This window comes from Frankia sp. CgMI4, assembly GCF_001756285.1.
Lineage (GTDB): Bacteria > Actinomycetota > Actinomycetes > Frankiales > Frankiaceae > Frankia > Frankia casuarinae.
The window spans coordinates 47,560-67,573 of the sequence record NZ_MAQZ01000049.1; the positions used below are offsets into that span (position 1 = coordinate 47,560).

The 20,014-nt window shown below is 71.3% G+C and carries 16 protein-coding genes and 2 pseudogenes; 6 read left to right on the plus strand and 12 right to left on the minus strand.

The annotated features are described in order from the left end of the window. The first annotated feature begins 162 nt into the window (after positions 1–162). Complete coding sequence (locus Manayef4_RS06375) at positions 163–1,713, plus strand: allantoicase (protein WP_070130969.1); 1,551 nt, start codon at positions 163–165, stop codon at positions 1,711–1,713. A gap of 40 nt (positions 1,714–1,753) precedes the next feature. Here Manayef4_RS06375 and Manayef4_RS06380 read toward each other — a convergent pair. Further along, positions 1,754–2,038 (minus strand): annotated as a pseudogene (locus tag Manayef4_RS06380) (hypothetical protein); the annotation flags it as partial. Between the two features lie 122 nt (positions 2,039–2,160). On the opposite strand from Manayef4_RS06380, the gene uraH reads away from it, so the two are divergent. Then, positions 2,161–2,487, plus strand: a complete 327-nt coding sequence (gene uraH, locus Manayef4_RS06385) for a hydroxyisourate hydrolase (protein WP_023841201.1) — start codon at positions 2,161–2,163, stop codon at positions 2,485–2,487. A 23-nt stretch (positions 2,488–2,510) separates the two neighbouring features. Here the strand turns inward: uraH and Manayef4_RS06390 are convergent, their stop codons facing one another. Continuing rightward, complete coding sequence (locus Manayef4_RS06390; RefSeq protein WP_070130970.1) at positions 2,511–3,890, minus strand: aldolase/citrate lyase family protein; 1,380 nt, start codon at positions 3,888–3,890, stop codon at positions 2,511–2,513. A gap of 350 nt (positions 3,891–4,240) precedes the next feature. After that, on the minus strand, positions 4,241–5,752 hold the full coding sequence (locus Manayef4_RS06395; RefSeq protein WP_070130995.1) for an 8-oxoguanine deaminase: 1,512 nt from the start codon (positions 5,750–5,752) through the stop codon (positions 4,241–4,243). Positions 5,753–5,949: 197 nt separating this feature from the next. On the opposite strand from Manayef4_RS06395, the gene Manayef4_RS06400 reads away from it, so the two are divergent. Continuing rightward, complete coding sequence (locus Manayef4_RS06400) at positions 5,950–6,807, plus strand: RNA methyltransferase (protein ID WP_070130996.1); 858 nt, start codon at positions 5,950–5,952, stop codon at positions 6,805–6,807. A gap of 10 nt (positions 6,808–6,817) precedes the next feature. On the opposite strand, the gene Manayef4_RS06405 is transcribed toward Manayef4_RS06400, so the two are convergent. Continuing rightward, a complete protein-coding gene (locus Manayef4_RS06405) occupies positions 6,818–7,303 on the minus strand; it encodes a DUF2752 domain-containing protein (protein WP_083282307.1) in 486 nt (161 codons plus the stop codon). Between the two features lie 170 nt (positions 7,304–7,473). On the opposite strand from Manayef4_RS06405, the gene speB reads away from it, so the two are divergent. After that, on the plus strand, positions 7,474–8,496 hold the full coding sequence (speB, locus tag Manayef4_RS06410) for an agmatinase (protein ID WP_070130971.1): 1,023 nt from the start codon (positions 7,474–7,476) through the stop codon (positions 8,494–8,496). 117 nt (positions 8,497–8,613) lie between these two features. On the opposite strand, the gene Manayef4_RS06415 is transcribed toward speB, so the two are convergent. After that, positions 8,614–9,066 carry a hypothetical protein gene (locus Manayef4_RS06415; protein WP_083282302.1) on the minus strand — a complete coding sequence of 151 codons (453 nt, stop codon included), beginning with the start codon at positions 9,064–9,066 and terminating at the stop codon, positions 8,614–8,616. A gap of 202 nt (positions 9,067–9,268) precedes the next feature. Next, positions 9,269–9,465, minus strand: a pseudogene (locus Manayef4_RS26575) (transposase); the annotation flags it as partial. A 150-nt stretch (positions 9,466–9,615) separates the two neighbouring features. Here Manayef4_RS26575 and Manayef4_RS06420 point away from each other — a divergent pair. Further along, positions 9,616–10,611 (plus strand): hypothetical protein, encoded by a 996-nt coding sequence (locus tag Manayef4_RS06420; protein ID WP_070130973.1) that lies wholly within the window; start codon positions 9,616–9,618, stop codon positions 10,609–10,611. Between the two features lie 116 nt (positions 10,612–10,727). Continuing rightward, positions 10,728–12,083 carry an ABC transporter substrate-binding protein gene (locus Manayef4_RS06425; RefSeq protein ID WP_070130997.1) on the plus strand — a complete coding sequence of 452 codons (1,356 nt, stop codon included), beginning with the start codon at positions 10,728–10,730 and terminating at the stop codon, positions 12,081–12,083. Positions 12,084–12,207: 124 nt separating this feature from the next. Here the strand turns inward: Manayef4_RS06425 and Manayef4_RS06430 are convergent, their stop codons facing one another. The 6 genes from Manayef4_RS06430 to Manayef4_RS06455 all read right to left on the minus strand — a co-directional run bounded on the left by Manayef4_RS06430 (position 12,208) and on the right by Manayef4_RS06455 (position 19,539). Further along, positions 12,208–12,882, minus strand: a complete 675-nt coding sequence (locus tag Manayef4_RS06430; protein ID WP_070130974.1) for an ATP-binding cassette domain-containing protein — start codon at positions 12,880–12,882, stop codon at positions 12,208–12,210. Then, complete coding sequence (locus Manayef4_RS06435; RefSeq protein WP_011435307.1) at positions 12,879–13,682, minus strand: ABC transporter ATP-binding protein; 804 nt, start codon at positions 13,680–13,682, stop codon at positions 12,879–12,881. The genes Manayef4_RS06430 and Manayef4_RS06435 overlap by 4 nt, the downstream gene beginning before the upstream one ends. Continuing rightward, on the minus strand, positions 13,679–15,997 hold the full coding sequence (locus Manayef4_RS06440) for an ABC transporter permease (protein WP_070130975.1): 2,319 nt from the start codon (positions 15,995–15,997) through the stop codon (positions 13,679–13,681). The genes Manayef4_RS06435 and Manayef4_RS06440 overlap by 4 nt, the downstream gene beginning before the upstream one ends. A gap of 102 nt (positions 15,998–16,099) precedes the next feature. Continuing rightward, the gene (locus Manayef4_RS06445; RefSeq protein ID WP_070130976.1) at positions 16,100–16,600 is read right to left on the minus strand and encodes a transporter; all 501 of its coding nucleotides are present in this window, start codon (positions 16,598–16,600) and stop codon (positions 16,100–16,102) included. A 432-nt stretch (positions 16,601–17,032) separates the two neighbouring features. After that, on the minus strand, positions 17,033–18,037 hold the full coding sequence (locus Manayef4_RS06450; protein ID WP_070130977.1) for an NAD-dependent epimerase/dehydratase family protein: 1,005 nt from the start codon (positions 18,035–18,037) through the stop codon (positions 17,033–17,035). An 8-nt stretch (positions 18,038–18,045) separates the two neighbouring features. Beyond that, positions 18,046–19,539, minus strand: a complete 1,494-nt coding sequence (locus Manayef4_RS06455) for a helix-turn-helix transcriptional regulator (protein WP_070130978.1) — start codon at positions 19,537–19,539, stop codon at positions 18,046–18,048. Positions 19,540–20,014 lie beyond the last annotated feature (475 nt).

The window sequence follows — 20,014 nt, forward strand, 5'->3', positions numbered from 1 at the left end:
CACTCCCGAGGGAGCAGGCCCGAAGTACGCTTTGCGCCCCGCTAACACGTCGTCCCGTCCTGACCTGATCCGGTCCGCACGGTGGTGACGGGCCGTGCGGCCACCCGACGACACGTGAACAGTCCGGTTTCGTACGGCTGGTTGACCCCGTGAAAGGACCCGATGAGCGACGCGCCCGACCTGACGAATCTTGTCGATCTCGCGGCGGCCCGCTTCGGCGGTACGGTCGTGGCCGTCAACGACGAGTTCTTCGCGTTCGCCGAACGGATGCTGCTGCCCGAACCGCCGATCGTGCGGCCGGGCGTGTTCACCGAACGGGGCCAGTGGACCGACGGTTGGGAGACCCGTCGGCGGCGGGATCTTCCCGGATCCGACTGGGCCATCATCCGGCTGGGCTCACCCGGCATCGCCCACGCGGTGACCGTGGACACCACCCACTTCACCGGCAACGCTCCCGGGGCCGTCGAGGTGCACGGCGCCAMCCTGCCCGGGTATCCCTCCGCGGCGGAGGTCGCCGAGGAGTCCGTGGCCTGGGTCCCGCTGGTGCCGCGGACGCCGATCGTGCCGGACGCGGCCAACGTGTTGCCGGTGGCTGACCAGGGCCGGACCCGCATCACCCATCTGCGCCTGACCATCCACCCGGATGGCGGAGTCGCCCGGCTGCGCGTGCATGGCACGGTGGTGCCGGACCMCCGGATGTTCGACCGGGTGACCTCCGATCTCGCCGCCGCCTACCTGGGCGGTGTCGTGGTGGCCGCCAGCGACATGCACTACGGTGACCGCCATAACCTGAACGCCTCGGGTGAGGCCCGGGCGATGGGAGAGGGCTGGGAGACCCGCCGGCGCCGTGGGGACGGCCACGACTGGGCGGTGGTCCGGCTCGCGACGCAGGGCACGATCGTGCGGGCCGAGGTTGACACCCGGCACTTCCGCGGCAACGCGCCCCGGGCGGTGGCCCTCTGGGCGGCGGACAACCCCGACCTTCTCGACCCCGACGACGTCACCGCGATCACCGAGTGGTACCCGATGCTGCCGCGGACCCGGGTGCAGCCGAACACCCGTCACCTTTTCGATCTCGAGGTCCCGATCCAGGCCACCCACGTGCGGGTCGACGCGATACCCGACGGCGGGCTGGCGAGGCTGCGGCTCACCGGCGCTCCGACGCCCGTCGGGCGGGAGGCGCTCGCGATGCGCTGGTTCGACGCGTTGTCCCCGGACGCGGCTCGCGAGGAGCTGCTGGCCTGCTGCGAGTCCGAGGACTGGGCTGCGGCCGTGGCGGCCCGTCGGCCCTTCGGGACCCTCGCGGCCCTGCTGCCGGCAGCCGAGCAGGAATGGTGGAACCTGCCCGCATCGGCCTGGCTGGAGGCGTTCACCGCGCATCCCCGGATCGGGGAGCGCCCGGCCCACACGCCCGCCCCGCCCACCACGGCGAGGGCGACCGTGGTGTCCCTCGACGCCCCCCGACGGGAGCAGGCGGCGATGGACCAGGCGACGGCGGAAGTCAGGGCGGCCTTCGAGCAGGGAAACGCGGCCTACGAGGAGCGCTTCGGCTACATCTTCCTGGTCCGGGCGGCGGGCCGCGACGCGGAGGAGATGCTCGCTCTGCTGCGGGCACGGCTGGACAACGATCCCGCGGACGAGCTGCGCATCGCGGCCGGTCAGCAGGCTGAGATCACGGCCCTGCGCATCAGGCGCCTGATCACCGGCGCCTGATCACCGGCGCCTAGGTCGAACGACCGTGGCACAATACTGTTCATCTTTGCTGCCAGGCGGTGATGAGTTCGGCTGGGCCGTAGGATGCGGCGAGACCGGTGGCCGCAACTCCGCTGCGGCTGATGGCGACCAATGGCAGCGGAAGGTTCGTGAGCGCCGCCCGGTGTTTCCGCAGTGCCGCCAGGTCGTGGTCATCGAACGGTGCGCGTTCCAGCCATGTGACGGAGCCGAGGAAGTACAGCTCCTTGGCGACCGGTTCCCGGTCGGTGCCGACGACGTCGATCTCGACAGTGTTGGAGCGGTTCCAGTAGGCGCCGACAGCCGGGGGTACCGGCGTATCCACCACGGTCGACCAGGAGCGGTGTGGTGCGATGGTCAGCCCGGATGGTGGGATGGTCGAGGCCCGACCCGGGCCGCGGCGACGGAGGACGCGACCGAGGAGGCGTGGTGAGTCTGTCCACCCATGTCCTGGACACGGCCACGGGGCGGCCAGCCGCCGGGCTGCCGCTCCGGTTGGAACGGGCGGTGCGTACCCTTGACGGCACGACCACGGGCTGGATCGCGGTCACCGAGGCCGTCACCGACGACGACGGCCGGGTGGCGGATCTGCCGGCGACCATCCCAGGCCCCTGGCGGCTCGTCTTCGACACCGCGAGCCGCTCGGCGTTCTTTCCCGAGGTGACCATCGCGTTCGTGATCGAGGACCCGGCGGGTCATCATCACGTCCCGCTGCTGCTCGCTCCGTTCGGTTATTCGACCTATCGGGGGAGCTGACCCGCCCTGGATGGCGGGTGTCGTCAACCCGCGGCGACCGGTCTGCCGCCGAAGCGGTTGACCGTCACCCGGYCGAGACCAGCCGCGGTCAGGCTCGCGTCGTCCAGCAGGCCGGCGTCGAGCGCCCGCAGGACGTGCCCGGCGAGCGCGCGGCCGGTGGCCGGCTCGTCGGCGACCGCTCCCGGATGCCGGGCGGTGGCGTACGTGGTGGCGTACGCGGTGGCATAGGAGGAAAGCCGGCCCAGCGCCTCGTCGAGCCCGGCCAGCAGGCAGCCGGCCACCGCCGCGTGCCGGCTCACCAACTGACCCGGATGCAGATCCCAGCCCTGGTAGATGCCCCGGTACCAGGCGCGGCGCACCAGTTCGGCGTGCCGCCGCCAGGCCCGGTGGACACCTCGGCCCGCCGTGTCCTCGACAGTTGCGGTGCCCTCCGTAGTTGCGGTGCCCTCCGTAGTTGCGGTGCCCTCCGTAGTTGCGGTGCCCTCCGTCGCGTCCGTCGGGCTCTCGATCGGCAGCAGGTTCGAGGACCCGTCCGCGACCCGGATTCCGGTGCCGGCGGTGACGAGCTGCATCAGCGTGGYGGCGTACTCCACCGCCGGATGGTCGCTGGCCTGGTGCGCGGCGGTGATGCCGAGAGCCGCCGAGTAGTCGTAGGTGCCGACGTRCAGCCCGACGAGGCGTCCAGGGCCCAGTGCAAGACCGGTCTCGACCAGCGCCGGCAGGGCGAGAACCGCGGCCGGGGTCTMCACCTGCACCTCGAAGGGCACCGGGGCGATGTCGAGGCGTTGCTCTAGTTCGGCGAGCAGATCGGCGAAGACCGCGACCTGCGCGGCGGCGCTCACCTTGGGCAGGGTCAGCACCAACCCGGCGGGTGGGCCGTCGTCGCCGGCCAGCGCCGTGAGGAAGAGGTCCAGGCTGCGCAGTCCCCGGTCCCGGAGGGCCGGGTCCAGCGACTTCATCCGCAGGCCGTAGGACGCGGGCAGGGCGTCCGCCGCCGCGGCGGCGCGCAGGGCGACGGCCGCCGCGACGGCGTCGGCGTCCTCGGTGTCGTCCATCCGGACGCCGTAGCCGTCCTCCAGGTCGATCCGCAGATCCTGCACCGGTTCAACGGTCAGCGCGTGCAGCACGTGTGCGTGGACCGGCTCGGCGATGACCGGGTCCGGGTCGCCCCCGGTGGCGGCGGCGAGCCTGGCCGGGTCGGTGCCGCGGGCGGCCAGGAGCTCCCGGGCTGCCYCCCCCCAGGCCAGCACGATGTCYGGGCGCATCCGGTCGGCGGGCAGGTAGCAGGTGTGCACCGGCTGGCGGGTTCCCGGATCACCGGGATGACGAGCGATGACCGCCGTATCGATCGGTGCGAGCGCGGCGGTCAGACGGGCGACGACATCGGTCGGCAACGTCGGCATGCCCCCAGTGTCGGCCTCACGTACACCGCCGGATACCTCCCCCGGCGGGATGCCCCTGTCCGCTTCTACAGCTGCACGCCCACGCGGACGGCGAAGGCGCGCAGTTCATCCGGCCCGCGGCCGCCCTGGTCCTGGACCGGTCGAGGCCGCCGCCGGTGCGATGCGCACCGATCGGGGGGGTCGATACGCGGCACCGGCGGCGGCTGCTGGGGGGTGACGTCCCGGCGGGTGTCGCCGGAACGCCATCGCCGGGGCCGAACGGGTGACGTCGCCAACCGACCCGGACTGGCCCATTGCTTTGTATCAAACACCTCGCGGAGGTATCCCACCAGGGTCGGTCCCGTCGGCGTTCACCGGGCCCCGGCCGCCCTGGCTCCCGTCGTACCCGCGGCCCGCCCGGCGCCGGGAGCGGTTCCGGCATCAGCGATGCCGGCATCGTCAAAGGCTGCCTGCATGCCGGCGGCGAGCTCGCGGTGGCGGGCGAGCATCGCCGACAGGTCGGGATGCACCGGATGGCCGTCCAGGACGACCGCGCGACCCGCGACCACCGTGTGGCGGGCCGCGACCGGGCCGCAGCGCAGCCACGCCTCGACGGGATCGGACAGCGCCCCGGCGAAGCCGACCCCGTCGAGGGGCCATGCCACCAGATCGCCCACCGCCCCGACGGACAGCTCGCCGATCTTCCCGGCCCGGCCGAGGCAGCCGGCCCCGCCCCGAGTGGCGATCTCCAGCGCGTCCCGGGCCGACATCGCCGCGGCGCCGTGCCGCAGCCGCCCGAGCAGCATCGCCGTGCGGGCCTCCAGCCACAGCGACGCCGAGTCCGCCGACGCCGAGCCGTCACAGCCCAGTCCCACCGGTACCCCCGCCGCACGCAGCTCCGCGACCGGGGCGAGCCCACCGCCGAGGATCATGTTGCTGCTCGGGCAGTGCGCGACCCCGGTGCCCCAGGCGCCCAGCCGGGCCACCTCGGCGGGGTTCGGGCGGATGCAGTGCGCCACCCAGGCCCGGTCGCCGCCCCAGCCGACCTCGGCGAACTGGTCGATGGGACGCCGGCCGAACCGCGCGAGGCAGTACTCGTCCTCCTCGGGGTCCTCGGCGAGATGCGTGTGCAGCCGCACGTCGAGCGACTCGGYGAGCTCCGCCGTGGCCCGCATCAGCTCCGGGCTGACCGAGAACGGTGAGCAGGGCGCCAGGGCGATCCGCACCATGGCGCCCGGCGAGGGGTCGTGATGGCGGGCCACCAGCCGGGCCGACTCGGCGAGGATCTCGTCGTCGTCCTGCACCACCGAGTCGGGCGGCAGTCCGCCGTCCTTCACCGACAGCGACATCGATCCGCGGCTGGGATGGAAGCGCATGCCCAGCGCCGTCGCCGCGGCGATCTCGGCGGAGACGAGGTCTCCGCCCCCGCGCGGATGCACATACAGGTGGTCCGTGGTCGTCGTGCAACCGCCGAGGGCGAGCTCGGTGAGCCCGACGTAGGCGGAGACGTGCACGGCCTCCTCGTCCAGCCGGGACCACAGCGGGTACAGGGTCGACAGCCAGGTGAACAGCGTGCCGTTCAGGGCCGGAGCGAACGCGCGGGTGAGGTTCTGGTACATGTGGTGATGCGTGTTCACCAGGCCGGGAGTGATCAGGCAGCCGTCCGCCCGCAACGTGCGCACGGCGGGAGGCGGTGGCTCGTCGGGACCGCCGAGGGCGCTGACCAGGCCGTTCGTCACTGCGATCCACCCGCCGCGGATCTCCCGGCGGTCGGCGTCCACCGTCGCGACCAGTTCGGCGCCGACGACGACCAGGTCGGCGGGAACGGGAACGGCGACGGGACGGGAGACGGCGGGCGTGGCGGACGTGGGCATGGCGGGCATGGCGGACGTCAGCGTGGGGGCCTTCTGCGGATCGGCCATGGCCGCTGATTCTGCGGCCGGCACGTTACGGTCGGGTGAAGCGTCCGTGCCCGGGAGGTCGTGGCGTGCCAGGTGACGTGAGCAGGTGTGCGGGGTCGGCTGGCGGGCCGGTCGGCGTGACGGTCGGCGTGACGGTCGTGGCCACCCCACCAGTCATCATGATCGACGATTCGGGTGATCCCCGGGTCGACGACTACATCTCGTTGACCGACGTCGCGCTGCGCCGTCGGCGGGAGCCGGCCGACGGGCTGTTCATCGCCGAGGGTGAACGAGTGATAACCAGGGCGCTGCGGGCCGGCTACCGGCCGCGCTCGGTCCTGGTCTCGCCGGCGCGCCTGGCGGCCGTGCCCGCGGACCTCGGCGTTGACGTCCCGGTGTACGTCGCGGGACCCGACGTGCTCGCGGCGATCACCGGCTTCGAGGTGCATCGGGGGGCGCTTGCGGCGATGGGCCGCCAGCCGCCSCGCGCCGCCGCCGACCTCCTGGTCGATGCCCGGCGGGTACTGGTGTGTGAGGACATCGTGAGCCACACCAACCTGGGGGCGATTTTCCGTTCGGCCGCGGGACTCGGGATGGACGCRGTGCTCCTGAGCCCGCGCTGCGCCGATCCGCTCTACCGGCGTTCCGTGCGGGTGTCGATGGGGGAGGTGTTCGCCGTCCCCTACGCCCGGCTCGAACCCTGGCCGGAGGCCCTTGGTCTGCTGCGGGATGCCGGGTTCACGCTGCTGGCGCTGACTCCGGCGGCGGACGCCGAGGATCTTGGCTCCTTCGCGGCCGGACTCACCCCCCGCGCCGCGCCCGCGCTTGCACCTGCGCCCGCACCTGCGCCCGCACCTGCGCCGGTGCCGGCGGCGGCCCGGGTCGCGCTGCTGCTGGGCACGGAGGGCGCCGGGCTGTCGGCGGCGGCACAGGCCGCGGCGACGGCCCGGGTCCGGATTCCGATGGCGCACGGGGTCGACTCGCTGAACGTCGCGGCGACCGCCRCCATCGCCTGCTACCTGCTGGGCCGCCGTTGAGCCGCCGGGTTCAGGATGCGAGCCAGCGGCAGCCGGGCAACGGCAGGTTCCGCAGCACCCAGAAGGCGATGATCAGTATCGGAACGGCGGGAAGCAGGCGGGCCGGTACCCGGGGCAACGGGTGGCGCCAGCCGGCCGCCCGCGCCACCGCCACGATCCAGCCGAACACCAGCATCGGGGCGGCGATGACGAAGTAGACGTTGTAGTCGGCCGCGGCCGCGAGGTGTCCGTGCAGGAGCTGGTGCAGGCCGCGGAGGGTGCCGCAACCAGGGCAGTCCAGGGACGTGGCCCACCGGAACGGGCACATAGGGTAGTGGCCCGGCTGGGCGGGGTCGACGAGGTACACCCGGCCGCAGACGCCGACGGCGGCTACACCGAGCACGGCGAAACCCGCCAACCGGGCCCGCGGTGACCAGACCCGGCCCGCGCCGATAATCGTCCCCGGGGTGCCCGGGGTGCCCGGGGTGCCCGGGGTGCCCGGGGTGCGCAGAGCCATGGCCGCGCCGGTCGGTTCCGACGCCGTGGGTGCCGGGTGGTCTGGGTGCGGTGCCGCGACCTCCACCGGAGAAGCGTAACCGGGGCGCGGACCAGTGGGTGGCGGACCGGGGGTGGCGGACCGGGGGTGGCGGACCGTGGGACAGTGGAAGGGCCCGATCGGAGGGACGGATGACGGCACGAAACGGCGATCGTGAGCCGGGTCCGGACGCGCCCGGCTACGCGGGGCTCGCGACCTTCTGCGGACTGCCCTGGCTGCCCGGGACGGAGGCGCTGGCGGCCCGCCGGCCCGACGTTGCCGTCGTCGGTGCTCCGTTCGACATCTCGACGACCCACCGTCCCGGCGCCCGGTTCGGCCCTCGGGCGATGCGGGCCAACGCCTACAACCCCGGCACCTACCATCTCGACCTCGGTATCGAGATCTTCGACTGGCTCGACGTCGTTGACGCTGGCGACGCGCACTGTCCGCATGGGCTCACCGAGGCGTCCCATCGCAACATCCGGGCCAAGGTCGCGCGGATCGCCGGGCTCGGCACGATCCCGCTCGTCATCGGTGGCGACCATTCGATCACCTGGCCGGCCGCAACCGGCGTGGCCGACGCCGTGGGCTGGGGTGAACTCGGTCTGCTGCACTTCGACGCGCATGCCGACACCGCGGACGTCATCGACGGCAACCTCGCCTCGCACGGCACTCCGATGCGACGGCTCATCGAGTCCGGTGCCGTGCGTGGACGCAACTTTGTCCAGGTGGGGCTGCGCGGCTACTGGCCGCCGCCGGACGTTTTCGCCTGGATGCGCGAGCAGGAGATGACCTGGCATCTCATGCACGAGATCTGGGAGCGGGGCAGCCGTGACGTCGTCGTGGACGCGATCGCGCAGGCCACGGACGGGTGCCGGGCCATGTACCTGTCGGTCGACATCGACGTCCTGGATCCGGGGTTCGCGCCGGGCACCGGCACCCCGGAACCCGGGGGGRTGACCCCGGCCGACCTGCTGCGGGCGGTCCGTCAGATCGCGCTCGACACGCCGCTTGTGGCCGCCGACATCGTCGAAGTCTCCCCGCCGTACGACCACGCGGAAACGACGGTCAACAGCGCCCATCGCGTCGCCATGGAGGTCTTCGCGGGACTTGCCTACCGCAGGCGGGAAGCCGCCGGTGGCGTTCCGGACCTGCCCGGGTCGGCCCCGGCCTGAGCCGCCCTCCGTGGTAACCGTCCGTGGCAACCGGGAGTCGGTTGGACCGTCGACCGAACCATCGGCGTTTCGTATTCCCGCGAGTGCTTCGTATTCCCGCGAGTACGCAGAGCGCCCTTATTCCAGGTGCAGTGCGCCCTCCTCAGCCGTGCGTGCATCCACGTCCGGCGTGACGATGCTGGGAATGGCGAAGTTCGCGTCGTAATCCTCCGCGAGGGTCGTCGTCCCCTCGCCGTACGCGTCCGCATCGAGAACAGCCCCGGACTCCCGCCGCTCGGCTTCCAGGTAGGGGTCGGCGTCCGGCGTTTCCGCGGCGAGTTGCCGATCGAAGGACGGCCCCRCACGCTCCTCACGCGGTGTGCTCGGATAGCGGACGCCGGCACTCGGTCTGTCGGGCGCGTCCCAACTGTCGTCCAATGGATCTCGGCCGGCATCCGTCGAKCCGAGATCGTCGCTGTCGAGCATCTCCGCGGGTTCCAGGGGAGCATCCTCGCGGTACCACGGCTGTTCGGAGTCGGCTGTGATGGAACCAGGGTCGAACTGCTCGGAACCCGAGGCTGGCTGCGCCATGRCTGTCTCCCTGACCGGCCCACGGACGCGGCGYGGCCTGCTTGGGACATCCCGCAACATTCCGCCCAGCAAAGCGAGTCCGGCCACTGTTGATATCGGTGCGTCCCGGGCCGCTCCCGGCACGCCTCGCCGCATGACCTTCCCGGCGACGGCCGGGCTAAGCCCGCCGCCGTGGTCCTTGCTCGCCGTGGCCCCATGGTTCGACCACCGTCTGGTTCTCGCGGATGATCCTCGTGGACGGCGTGTGCGGATGATCCCGGCGCCGGTCGCGGATCCGGCCGTGGATCCGCGCCACCTTCGCCCGGGCCTTCGTCCGCTTCACCGACCCTGCCGCGTGCGGGACAGCTCCCGCTGCGCCCGGGCGAGGCGCTGCCGGTCGCGGCGTGAACGACGTGGATCAGGCGACCGGGTGGGGGTGTGTGCCGCCGCGGACCGGGCGCCCGCCGAGAGTGGCATTGCGAGTGCCATCGGCAGCGGGACGGACACGGTTACCGCGTGGGGTGACCCCGCTTGTCGGCGAATAGGAGATGGCGTATACCGTCCCGCTTTGTGGCTACTGTTGCTGACCGGATACTCGACCAGCTTGCCAAAGTTCCCGCGGGTTTGGACGACGGCAGGTTGGCGGCGGCGATCGGGGCGAGCCGGGGCACGGTGAACCAGGTCTGCCGGAAGCTCGCGCAGGCGGGGCGGCTGGACCGGGGGCAGGGTCCCGACGGCCTGATTCTCAACCGTCTGACGCTCGCGGCGACCTCGCCGCCCGAGGAGTCGGAATCCGCCGATGTCGTCCCCTCGGCCGATGTCGTCCCCTCAGCGCTCGTCGAGGAGGTCACTTCTCCCGCCGTGGCCGAGCCTGTTCCCGATGCGTCCGCGTCGGTCGAGTTCCCGTCGGCCCAGCCTGTTCCCGACGTCTCCGCGTCGGTTGAACGTGCTTCTGCGGGGTCTGAGCCTGCCGTCGCCGCAGCCGAGGCGGTCACGGCCACAGGCGCCGATGAGCAGGCGGTCGATGGCGAGCCGGTGGACGTGCCCGCCGAGCCGGCCGCCGAGGTCGTCGAGGTCATTGAGGTCGTCGAGCCCGACCCGGTCGCCGAGGCGGGTGCGGCGCCGGCCGTGCCGGCCCCGGGGCGCGCCGAGGATCCGGTCACGGTGATCGGCCAGGCCCTGGCCGCCCTGGACGAGGCGATGTCCGTGTTGGGCAGCACGATCGTCCCGGCCTCACTCGATGCGGTAGGTGGTGCGTCGCATGCCTCTCCGTCGCCGGGCGGTACGGTAACCGAGCTTTCCGGGGAGCAGGGGGCTCCCACGGAGCGCGCCGAGGGCGTCGGGGGTGGCAGCCGGCCGGTAGTCGGTGYGCCCCTGCCCACAGGGACGGCCGCGAGCCGGGAGACCCACGAGCCGGCGAGCGGGGGTACCGCACGCCGGGAAGGCGGGGAAGACGGGGCCGGGGGGAGCACCCCGACTTTGGAGAAGGCACCGGCCGATCGCGCGAGCACCGCACCGGTGCGTCGAAGCTGGTGGCGCCGAATGTTTGTCCGTAACGCCCATTGATGTAACTAGCGGTACATAGTCGGCAGTGGGACCGGCTGTCGTCAGCTGAAGCGTCGACGATGTTGATCGGCAATAACGTTTCGAGCGTCACCGATCTACCAGGGGAGAGCATGTCCATGCGAGCGAGATCGCTCGTCGCCGCCGCCGCCATTGTGCTGTCGTCGCTGGCGCTCGTCGCCTGCGGCAGCCGGGCCAGTAGCAGCGGAACGACCTCGGCCGGCAACAAACCGGCCGGGGTGTCGAACAATACAGCTTCGGATATCGGCGTCACGCCGACCGAGATCAAGATCGGTACAATCGCTGGCCTGAGCAGCGGTTTCGGACCGGACACGTTCTCCGCCTCACTGTACGGGGCGCGGGCCTATTTCAAGGCGCTCAACGCCGCGGGCGGAGTAAACGGGCGCACCGTGAACCTCGTCGAGTGTGACGACAAGGGCAGCGGGGACGGAAATGCGAACTGCGCGCACAAGCTCGTCGACGACGAGAAGGTCTTCGCGCTCGCCGGGGTGACGGCGTTCGACTACACGGGTGCGCAGTACATCAACTCCAAGGGTGTTCCGGATATCGGCGGCCAGCCCGTGTCCGCCGCCTACGATCAGTATCCGCACCTGTACTCGATCTACGGCAGCTATTATCCGCGCACCGGCAGCCGTCCCGGCTACAACGGCACGCTCTACGCGGGGACCKAGATCTACCGCTGGTTCAAGCAGAATCTGAAGACCAACGTCGCCGGGGTTGTGTACTACAACGTCGCCCCGTCGGAGCGGTACGCCAAGTCGATCGCGGACGGCCTGCGCAAGGAGGGCTACACGGTCGTCGAGGAGCAGATCAATCTCGGCGCCCCGAGTTGGGACGCAACGGTCCTCGACCTCAAGCGGCGYGGCGTCCAGATCGTCTTCGACGCGATGGACGACGGCGGTAACGCTCAGCTGTGCAACGCCATCGAGTCCCAGAAACTGCCGATCACGGCGAAGGTGACCCCGCCGCAGGGCTGGGCCAACAACATCCGCCAGGTCTACAGCGCCTCCCCGAACTGCCGGAACACGATCTACTCCACCGGCGGCACCGCCAACTATGCGGACACTCAGATTCCCGCGGTCGCCACGTTCCAGAAGGATCTGCAGGCGGCCGCGCCCGATCGGGTGGCCAAGATGAACCTGTGGATGCTCGAGGGTTACGCCTCGGCCCAGTGGCTGACCGACGCGATCCGCTCCTGCGGCGCCGACGTCACCCGCGCCTGCGTCGAGGCGTACATGAACAGCGGCAAGGACTACGACGGTCACGGCCTGCTCATCCCGACCGGCCKGAACTTCAAGAAGTCGCCTGAACCGCCGTCGCAGGAGGAGAACTGCCTCAACGTCGCCCGTTGGCAGGACTCGGCGAACGGCAACCAGGGTGGCTGGGTGACCCAGGTCAAGGACATGAACACCAACTGCTTCACCGTCCCGGATCTGCCCTACCCGGCCGGCTGATCTCTCGCGGGACCGCCTGCGTGATCCCGGGCCCCGGTCGGGGCAACCCTCCACGGCACCGCGGAGGGAACCTCGACCGGGGCCTTTCACATCGGGGGGCCTTTCACCGAGGCCTTTCGCGGCCCTACGCTCGGAATTCCTCCGGCCCGCCCGCGAAGGACCGCTCGCCCCGGTGCAGGACGTAGACCAGGTCCGCCATCGCCAGGGCCTGCTCGGTGTACTGGTCGGCGAGCACGACGGTGGTGCCCGACGATGCGACCGTCGCAAGCCAGCCGAACAGGTCCGCGGCGACCTTCGGGGATAGTCCGAGCGACAGCTCGTCGACCATCAGGACCGAGGGGCGGGCCAGCAGGGCGCGGGCGAGTRCCAGCATTCGCCGCTCACCGCCCGACATCGATCCGGCCCGCTGCGTCAGCCGCTCCCGCAGCCGGGGGAACGACTCCAGCGCGGGGGTGATGTCGGGGTGCCCRCTGGCCTCCGCGATGATCTGCAGATTGTCCCGGACCGACAGGGTGGCGAAGACGGCCCGTTCGTCCGGCACGAGCATCAGTCCTCGGCGGGCCCGGTCGACGGTGGACACCTTGGTGATGTCCTCGCCGCGCCAGGTCAGACTGCCCGAACGCAGTGGGATCAGCCCGGCCAGCACCCGTAGGGTGGTGCTCTTGCCCGCGCCGTTGACCCCGAGCAGGGCGGTGACCTTGCCGGGGGGGATGGCAAGGTCCAGACCGTGCAGGACCTCCACGGTCCCGTAGCCGGCCCGTGCCCCGGTCAGTTCGAGTTCGGCCGTCGCCGTGGTCACCGTGCCTCCTGCGGCTGCTTCAGGACCGTTTCATCGTGGCGATGGGCAGCCTGGGCCAGGTACACCGACCGCACGGTCGGGTCGTCGCGGACGTGCCCGGGATCGCCGGACGCGACGACCCGACCGCCGACCATGGCGTACACCTGGTCGGCGACGGAGAAGACCAGGTCGACGTCGTGGTCGACGATCAGGATGCCGACCCCGTCGTCGGCGGTCCGGCGCAGCAGCTGCGAGAACCTGGCGGTCTCGTCGTTGTCCAGACCGCTGGCGGGCTCGTCGAGCAGCAGGATGTCCGGCTGGGCGCACAGCGCCCGCGCGAACTCGACCAGCCGCAGGGCACCGGTGGGCAGCGTGCCGGCGATGGTGTCCCGCAGGTCGGACAGGCCGAGGGAGCCGAGGGTTTCCTCGACGAGGCGGCTGACGTGTCCTCGGCCCTTGGACGCCAGGCCCAGCAGGCCGCCGGCATAGTCCCGGTGCCGGTTTTCCGCGCCGACAAGCAGGTTGTCCGCGACCGTGAGGGTGGGGAAGAGCGAGGGAACCTGGAAGGTCTGCACCAGACCACGCCGGGACCGGATGTCCGGCCGCATTTTTGTGATGTCGCTCTTGTCGAGCAGGACCTTGCCCTCGTCGGGCTGCTCGACCCCGGTCAGCAGGCTGAACAGCGTCGACTTCCCGGCACCGTTCGGGCCGATGAGGCCGGTGATCACGCCCTGGGGGGCRACAAGGTCGACGTGGTCGACCGCGGTCAGACCGCCGTAGCGGCGGACCAGGCCAACGGCCTGTAGCACGTGCCGACTCATACCCGACCTCCGTCCCGCAGGGAGGTCGCCGCCGCGGGTCCCGAACCCCCCTGCTCGTGGCCCACGTGACCTGGTGAGGTGGGGTAGACGTCGGCGGGCAGGCCACCGCGCTCGCCGCGGGGCGCGGGGGGCAGCAGCGGTGCGCCGCTCGACCGGGCCGCATACTCCTGCACCAGGGTCAGCAGGCTGGCCCCGAACGGGGTCGGCCGCGGCGAGCCCGGTGGCAGCACGGGCGAGGAGCGGCCCGGAGGCCAGCTCGCGGATGGCCCGGGCTGGGCGGCCCCCAGCGGCGCGCCGATCCCGGGGATCCCGGAGATCCCGGTGACGCCGGTGATGCCAGTGGTCGCTGGCAGGTATCCGACGGCGGAGATGCGCACCGGCACCGGACGCGGTGCCCGATGGTTGGGATCGACGAAGCCGTCCGCGAGGTGGAGGGCGAGCAGCCGCAGCAGACCCCGGACGGCCGAGGCCAGGCCGCCGGGCATCCAGCCGAGGGCGAGGGCGAGGATGCCGATGGCGAGGATCGAGGATCCGGCCGGCGCCAGTACGTCGATCGTGACGATGAACGCCGCGGCGACGATCGCGCCGGCCGCGCTGTCGGCGCCGAAGACGACCACGGCGGTGAACCACAGCAGGCTCTGCAACGGTGCGAAGTCGTCGGCGGAGAACGAGTAGCTGCTGTGCACCAGCAGCGCACCACCCAGCCCGGCGACGACGGAGGAGACGGTGAAGGCCAGCAGCTTGAGGTTGCGGACGTCAACCCCGACCGCCGCCGCACCCTCCGCATGGTCACGCACGGCGAGCAGCGCCCGACCGAGCCGACCGCGATGCAGATTACCCACGAAGAACAGGCCGAGGCCCAGGCAGACCAGTTCAAGGACGTAGAACGCCTCGTCGGGCAGCTCCCAGCCGAAGAACGTCAGCGGGTCGAGGTAGAGGCCGGTCGCGAAGGTGGGCTGTTCGAAGACGAAACGGCTGACCACGGCGCCGACCGCGAAGGTGGTCAGCGCCAGGGTGAGGCCGCGGCGGCGGATCGCTGGGTAGCCGGTGATCAGACCGATCGGGGCGACGAGCAGGGCGCCGATGAACATCGACGCGACGCCCGGCAGCTTCGGCAGTCCGAACAGGTCACCGTTGGCGAGCTTGAGTGACAGCAGCGCCCCGAGGCCCGCGTAGCCGGCCGAGCCCAGGGAGAGCTGGCCGCTGTAGCCGGTGACGATGACCACCGACAGGAAGATGAGGGCGAGCGCCGGGACCATGAACGCCGAACGCAGATCGGACGGGGCGAAGGTGAGCGGTGCGAGCAGCAGCGCGGCACCGCCGAGCTTGCCCAGGAAGTCGCGGCGGGCCTTGGTCTGGCTGGCCGGGCCCGACGGCGGTGCGCCGCGGCTGGAGAAGCTGGCGGTGGTCCCGGAGTCGCCGGTGCCGAGCTCGCGCAGCTTCGGCACCGCGAGCAGCAGGACCAGCAGGGCGACGATGAACAGGTTCGACTGCAGGACGGTGAGGATCTGGCCCGCGTTACCGTCGAGGGTGAACTGCTTGAGTTCGCTCTGCAGGACGGCGATGCCCAGGGCCGTGAGGACGGCCACCGGCATGCTCGACAGCCGGGCCGCCACCACCACCGCAAAGGTCTCCAGCACCAGCAGGGTCAGCCCGTACGGGGTGAGTTGAAAGCGGGGGGCGAGCAGGATGCCGGTGAGGCCGGCGAGCGTCGTCCCCGCCGCCCAGCCAGCCGCGGCGACCTGGTCCGCGGGAACACCGGACAGCTCGGCGAGCTGCCGGTCGTCGACGACCGCGCGGATCTGGCGGCMAAACACCGTGCGGGTGGCGATGACGCCGATGACCGCGCAGAACACCACGACCATCGCGAGCTCGGCCAGCGCGTCGACACCGATCCGGGTGTCACCGAACAGCTTCACCGACGAGTTCGGGAAGATGCTTGGTGCGTCACTACGCGAGCCCAGACCCCAGATGCCCGCCGTCATCCCGAGGGTGAGGACCAGCACACCGAGGCTGGCGACCAGGGATTCGGCCGCCGATGCGCGGCGACGGGCCAGCGGCCGGAAGACCAACCGCTCCAGCAGCAGGCCGATCCCGGGGGACACCACGGCGAGCGCGATGATGGCGGCCAGCCAGATCGGCAGCCCCCACACGACCACCATCTCGCGGAAGACGTACGCCACCAGCGTGGCGATGCCGCCCTGGGCCAGGTTGAGGACCCCGTTGGTGCGGTAGGTGACCAGCAGGCCGATACCGGACAGGGCGGCGATCGCCCCGAGGGAGATCCCCGCCAGTCCCAGGTCGATGCTGGTCACCGGGCACTCCCTGGGAGCCGGTCGTCGCCGTCCGCCGGGTCACATGTGATCACGGAACTGCTCGCCTTCCGCACCGTGGCATCGTTGGAAACGCAGGCTCTGTCAGGCGTGCTGGCCGGGTGTGGTGGCATTCGCGGCGGGTGCCTGGCCGCCCCCGGGGTCCGTCACAGCGAAGCGCGAGTTCTGCTGGTGCGTGGCCGTTGTCTGCTGGTACGAGCCGGTCTGCTGGTACGAGCCCTGGGGGCGGGTGGCCGGCTGACCGGCCTCGGGTGYGGCACCCGCGCCCGCCGCCGCGATGATCAGCGAGTGTAGGTCGTCGACCTGGCCGGCGGTGTGGGCCTGGGCGGCCTGAGCGGCGTCGAAGCGGTCGGCCACCAGCAGCGCACTTCCCACCAGAATGAGTGCTAGGCCCCCAAAACCGCCGGAAACCACGTAGGGTAGTTKGAAAGCGACGTCCGTCTCCTTGGAGACACCCAGGTAGCAGCCGAGCAGAAGTACGCCGCCGGCGGCCATCACCACCCATCCGCGCAGCGCGCGGACCACGTCGACCACCAGGCGCGATGTGGGCCGCGGGTTATCGGTCCCAGCGGTCTGCTCGTCCACTTTCGTCTCCCCCAAGGAGCATGTCGTCGTCGGTCATGCGGCGCGGTCGTGCGGGCGGCGCGGTCGTGCGGCGGAGCCTCCGCGTGGAGCCCGCCCCCGAGATGATCCGGGTCACGACAGGCGTCAGATTAGTGTGCGGAGATGAACAGGTGCTCCGTCGGGTGGCCCACGGCTGTTCCCGGCGAGCTCCGGCGGCACGGGAAGCTCCGTCGCATTAGGTATACGAGGATAAGCCGGCCGATGGAAGGCCTTGCGAAGTATGCCCGTCTGCAACCAGTCTGCTACTCTATGTCGGCTGGCGGCTGGCGGCTGGCGGCTGGCGGCTGGCTGTCGGGCCAGGGGGAAGGGCCGGGAGGGATGCCAGCCGCAGCCTGCCGCACCGCGGGCCGATGCCTGCCGCATCGCGGGCCACCGCGGGGCCACCGCGGGGCCTCAGGTGATGCTCGGAGCGATCCGCTGGCGTGGCGGCAGGGCGGTGGCCCCGGCCGGTGCCGGCCCCCGGCCCCAGCGCCACGCGTCGGCGACGATGCGGTCGATGCTCGACGCCGGAGAGCTCCAGCCGAGATCGGCGCGGATCCGGGTGCTGTCACCGATCAGCGTCCTCGGTTCGGAGACCGGCGGACAGTGGACGCGGCGGACCGGGCGCCCGGCGACCCGGCCGACCGCGGCGAGCACGTCGGTGACACTCACCCCGACGCCGCTGCCCACGTTGAACACCGCGCAGTGCCCGGGGCGCGCGGCGACCAGCGCCGTCAGGTAGGCCGTCGCCATGTCCACGACGTGGACGTACTCCCGCAGCGCGAGGCCGTCCCCGTTGACCCGGAACACGTCCCGGCACCCGCTCGCCACGGCGATCGCCGCCGGGATGATCCGGCTGCCGTCGCGGTCGATGTGTCCCGCGACGGCACCCGCGACGTTGAAGGAACGTAGGATCACCGCGCCGAGCAGCCCGGTGCCGGCCTGGTGGGACAGCAGCCGCTCGGCGGCGAACTTGGAGGTTCCGTAGGGGTTCGCCGGGTCGGGTGGGCAGGTCTCCGGGATCCGGGCGAGGTCGACGTTGCCGTAGACCGCGCAGGTGGATCCGAAGACGAACGCGGGTGCGACCCCGGTGTGTTCGGCGYCCTCCTCCAGGGCGGCCAGCAGGTTGATGGTGCCGGTCAGGTTTGTCTRGAAGTAGCGCACGGGATCCAGCCGCGACTCCCGCACCCGGGTCAGGGCCGCGAGATGGCACACCCCCTCGAATCCCCGGCTGACCCCCGCCGCGGCCARCTGGCGGGGATCGAGCAGGTCCGCGGCCACCACCTCGACATCGGGGGCGAACCGCGGCGTGGTCATCGGCTCGCGGACCATCGCCGTAACCTGGTGTCCGGCGGTGGCGAGCATGTCCGTGACCACTCCGCCGATGAAGCCGGCCGCGCCGGTGACAAGGACGCGCATGTCCGGGATCAGGATGCGGCCCGCATGCGCATCCCGAGGAGGGTCTCCCGGTGGCGCCAGGCGAGTTCCAGGCAGGCGGCGGCCGACGGGGCGATGGGCTCGGTGTCGACGAGACGGCGCAGCGCCGAGTGGGTGAACGRGATGCCCTCGGTCACCGACCGGTTCGGACCCGCKGTGACGACCGATCCCTCGGCATTGGTCTGGACCATGCTGCCGAAAAGCCGGTCGAAGGCGTCGGCGTCCACCACGACGACGGTGAGGATCTCGCCGAACAGAGTGAGCGCGTCCAGCCCGATCCCGAAGTACGACACCCGCATGGCGCCGGACCGACGCGCCTGCTCGAACGAACGGAACGGCTCGTCGGTGTCATAGTCGATCGGGCTGGACGAGCTGCCGTCGTGCTCCGGGTTGCCCAGCAGCTCCTCGCTCAGCTCACGCATGATGTTGCGCCACAGGTCGAAGTCGGCCTCATGGTGGAACGGGGTGATGCCCGACGGCTGGAAGACCCCGGCCGGGATGACGTGGTACACCCCGCCCGCGGTCGCGACCGAGCCCGCGCTGCGCCGGTGCAGGAAGAAGCTCGCCTGGCCGCCGCGATCGTGGCGGATCGTGAGCGTGTTGATGGACGGCAGGGCCGCCCGCCGGGTGAAGTCGAACGGATCTCCGATGCGCGCCCGGAAGGGCAGCGCGGGCCAGGACAGTCCGCTGCCGGCCATCGCGGCCGCCGTCTCGTGTGCGACGGTCTCGCAGACGTCGACGGCGTCGAAGTACGTCGTGTGGGCGAAGCTCAGCGACGGATGGTTGTCCGTTGACGGTCCCGCGGTCCCGTCACCGCCGATATCGAGCAGGCGAAAACTGAGCCGGTTCTCGAACAGGGTCGGCCGGTCGAGGTCCCGCATCGCCCGCGTGTAGCGCTGGTAGCGGTTCTGCTGACCGCCTCCACCGAGCAGGGGCCGGCTACCGGCCGTCTCGGGTTCGTCTCCCCTGATCGTGGGGGCCTCGGCGCTATCGTGCCACCCAAGGGTGACATCGTCGATGTCCACCGGGGTGTCCCACACCCAGCCGGGTCGGGCCAGTAGCCCGCTGCCGAGTCGGTCGGTTTCCGGGTAGAGCCGCACCGCCGCGCGGGCGAGGCTGATCCGATGGTGGTTGAGGTGATCGCGGGTGAGCCGCCACGCGCGTTGGCTCGCGGCGGCCTGCTYGGCCGCCGGACTGCGCGGCGCTGTCTCCCGGCGACGGTCCGTCATCGATCCCGGGGCCAGGCCGACGTCCTCGGGGGACAGCRCCAGATTGCGGGCGATGTGACGGAGCGTCGAGATGTCGTGGATAGCCCGCCGGCCGCTCTCCACCTTGGATACGTAGGACTGGTCGAAGCCCAGACGGTCGGCGAGCTGCTGCTGCGTGAGGCCGTGGGCCTGYCGGTACGCGCGTAGGAGTTGGCCCACACCAACGCTGGTGGGAGTAGAACGCGGCGGCGTCCATAGCCAAGTGTGACCGGTCACCCGCAACCCTCTCGTCCGACAATCGTGTTACGCGAAGTGAGCATAACGAGCCGGGCATCTAGGGGTGCAGTGACATAATTCGAACATCTCGTGYGGGTGTAATTTTGCGGCTTCCAGCAACATCCTCGGTGCCATGTGTTATGCGAGGGCGTTCCCGTCGAATGTATGTTYATTGGTTGGGAAGTCCGTCCGCGAGGTCGAGGACGATCACAATGATGATCAGGAGGAGTATCCAGCGGAAGAAGCCGATACGGCTCCAGACCTCGCGCGCGATGCCCCGGCCCGCCCGGCCGCCGAGCACCAGCAGTGCGAACAGCGCCCCGCCGACCGTGACGAGGAAGATCCCGGCATTGCTGTGGTCCACGGTCAAGACGATCGCACGCCGACCCCGGGGATCCCCGGGGATCCCCGGAGAGTGTTTCTGTTCGGGTYGCGACCGAAGGTGACCGACCGTTCTCGCGGTTATCCTCCCCGT

What these genes read in the sequence shown, in the direction of transcription:
- Manayef4_RS06405 (WP_083282307.1), bottom strand. Translation starts at nt 7,303, where the DNA reads ATGGCTCTGCGCACCCCGGGCACCCCGGGCACCCCGGGCACCCCGGGC.